The sequence below is a fragment of the Kitasatospora sp. MBT63 genome, from assembly GCF_000710465.2.
Taxonomy (GTDB): Bacteria; Actinomycetota; Actinomycetes; order Streptomycetales; family Streptomycetaceae; genus Kitasatospora.
This window is the reverse complement of record NZ_JAIZ01000794.1, coordinates 1-347: the sequence shown is the minus strand read 5'-3', so window position 1 is coordinate 347 and position 347 is coordinate 1. Positions and strand designations below refer to the sequence as shown.

The 347-nt window shown below is 73.8% G+C and carries 1 pseudogene; it reads left to right on the top strand.

The annotated features are described in order from the left end of the window. Positions 1-263, top strand: a pseudogene (locus AA75_RS44985) (3-oxoacyl-ACP synthase); the annotation flags it as partial. Positions 264-347: the final 84 nt, after the last annotated feature.

Genomic DNA, 347 nt, shown 5'->3' with positions numbered 1-347 from the left:
CCCTGACCGGCGACCCGCTGGTCACCTCCACCAAGGGCGTCACCGGACACCTGCTGGGCGCGGCCGGCGCCGTCGAGGCGGTCTTCACCGTGCTCTCGATCGAACAGCAGCTGGTACCGCCCACGGCCAACCTGCACACCCTCGACCCGGAGCTGGAGATCAAGGTCGCCACCGAGGAGACCGGCACCCGGATCGAGCTGGCCCTCAGCAACTCCCTCGGCTTCGGCGGGCAGAACGCGGTGCTGGCAATCGCCGCTCCCTGACCGGCCGAAACCGGCGCGACGGGCCGACGCGGACCTCCCCCCCTCCGCCCGGCCCGTCGCGCCGGACCCTCTTCGCCCCGCCCG